This is a genomic window from Nitrospirota bacterium (assembly GCA_040755395.1).
Taxonomy (GTDB): Bacteria; Nitrospirota; Nitrospiria; order Nitrospirales; family Nitrospiraceae; genus DATLZU01.
This window is the reverse complement of record JBFMAX010000041.1, coordinates 1-2,240: the sequence shown is the minus strand read 5'-3', so window position 1 is coordinate 2,240 and position 2,240 is coordinate 1. Positions and strand designations below refer to the sequence as shown.

The 2,240-nt window shown below is 65.1% G+C and carries 1 protein-coding gene; it reads right to left on the bottom strand.

Features of this window, described 5'->3' with window-relative positions:
- Window positions 1-295: 295 nt before the first annotated feature.
- Complete coding sequence (gene ltrA / locus AB1555_19980) at window positions 296-1,585, bottom strand: group II intron reverse transcriptase/maturase (GenBank protein MEW6248957.1); 1,290 nt, start codon at window positions 1,583-1,585, stop codon at window positions 296-298.
- Window positions 1,586-2,240: the final 655 nt, after the last annotated feature.

The following is a 2,240-nucleotide window of genomic DNA, read 5'->3' as shown; positions in this document are numbered from 1 at the left end:
GTCGCGGAGTCCCACTTCCGGCGTCTGAATGCCCCGGAGCTGCTGCCTCTGGTCTACGCCGGCATCCAGTTTGTCGATGGTATGCAGAAACCTGTCAGGCCGAAGGAGGCCGCTGCCTGATTCCATTGTAGAGTAGAACACTGGCGCTAGCCTGGAGCCGCTCCCGAACGCCTCGACGCACGCGTCTACTACGGACCACAGCGGACAGGGGTTTCCAGCACCCCCTCATCAAACCGGACGTGAGGTTCTCCCTCATCCGGCTTTCCGACAACCGCTCGCGCAGGGGCATTCAAGGTCAGGCCCACGCGACCTGTCCCGTGGCACGATACACCCCAAGGCGCCGGTAGTCCGCCGCCGGCCAGGACCGACGACGGAGCTGATACTTCCGCCGACGGAACAGAGCCAAGCGGTGGAAGACATACCGATCCAACGCAACAAACTTCCGACTGCTGTTGCCCACGCGGAAGTAGTTCACCCATCCCCGCACAATTGGATTCAGGGTGGCCACCACCGCGTCCAGAGGGAATGGCAGCCGTCGCCAATCCGCCGTCACGGCCTTCACCTTCCGGCGGATCTGGCGCATCGCGCGTTGCGAGGGCCAACTCAGGCAATAGTGCCGGCCCCGGAACTGCCAAGCGGCACACTTGTGGAAATGAAATCCCAGGAAGTCAAACCCCGCCTTCCCGCGATACAAATCCACCAGCCGCGTCTTCTGCGGATGCAGTTCCAGTCCGAGGCCAGCCAGCACGGCCCGGACCGCGGCCAGGCTCTGCTGGGCGTCTTGGTACCGGCGGCAGAGAATGACGAAGTCATCCGCATACCGCACGAGCACACCAAGGTGCGCCCAGCGCTGCTGCCATTGCTGATCCAAGACGTGCAGGTAAATATTCGAGAGCAGCGGCGAGATGACGCCCCCTTGCGGCGTCCCCTGCTCGCTGGGTTCGTAGCCGGCGGCCGTCAACACCCCAGCCGTCAGCCAGGCCTGCAGCAGCCGCAGCACGCGCCGATCGCTGATGCGCTGCCGCACCAACGCCAGCAGCCGCGCCTGATCGATGGTGTCGAAGTATCGCACAATGTCTCCATCGACCACCCAGTTGTGCCCCCGATTGATCGTCTCTTTGATCAGTCGGTGGGCCTGGTGGGCCGTGCGCCCGGGCCGAAACCCATACGAACAGGGCAGAAAGTCCGCCTCAAAGAGCGGCTCGGTCACCAGCCGGCAGGCGGCCTGCACCACGCGGTCCCGCACCGTCGGAATCCCCAACGGCCGGGTGCCGCCGCTGGCTTTGGGAATCTCCACCCGTCGCACTGGACGCGGCCGATACCGGCCCGTCCGCAGCGCCGCTTGGTTCTCCCGCAGGAACGGTTCCACCCCAGCCCGCTCAATGCCCTCGATCGCCTGCCCATCGACCCCACCTTGGCCACGGTTGGCTCGCACCGTCGCCCACGCCTGCTCCAGCACATCCCACCGCCAGAGCTTGTCATACACGGCATGGAAGCGCCGGCCCGGGCTCCTCTTGGCCGCCTGATAGAGGGCCTGTTGCAGGCGACGGACTTTGTCACGGGAGTGGTTAGCCGCAGTGGGCATTCTCCAGCCCCTCGCCCTCACAGGCCCATGGTTGAAGCAGAGGCCCTTCCCTCCGGCTCGGTTCTCTTCTCCGAGCCCTCATCAGTACTATGGCCTCCTCCGACTGCCTCCCCGCCCTCGGCCCACTTCGACCCTCGGTCTTATAGCACCGAGTCCAGTGGCGGCAAGGCTCTCCCAGGTTGCTTCGTTGGCCTTGTGGACATTCCGCTCCCCATACGCCGGAGGATTCGCCCCCGCTGCTCCAGCCTCCCAGCGGGGATTGTTGCCTTCGCCGATGTGTACGCGGCTCGGCCTCCCCCTACGCCTTTCGGCGGTCAACTCACGACGCGGCAGGATTCCCGTCATGGTACGGACTGCCCACTCGTCCCCTCGCTCTTCACGAGGTTTGGTACCCCGCTCAGCCGCCCGCTTTACAACGAACGACCGGGGCTGACTACGTGGCCCGCTGGCGGTTACCACGGCCGGACTTGCACCGGCTGGTCAACGAAACCTTCGCCTGGCACGCTACACACCTATTGACAAGACCTCGGCGCTCCGTCGGCCACTCAGAGAACGGGACCGCCCCACGAATCCCGGCACTGCTCCAGCGCCGCTGCTCAGCTCCATCAACCAATCCCGCACGAAAGCGTGTGTCGGACACCCGTGTTTCGCTCTC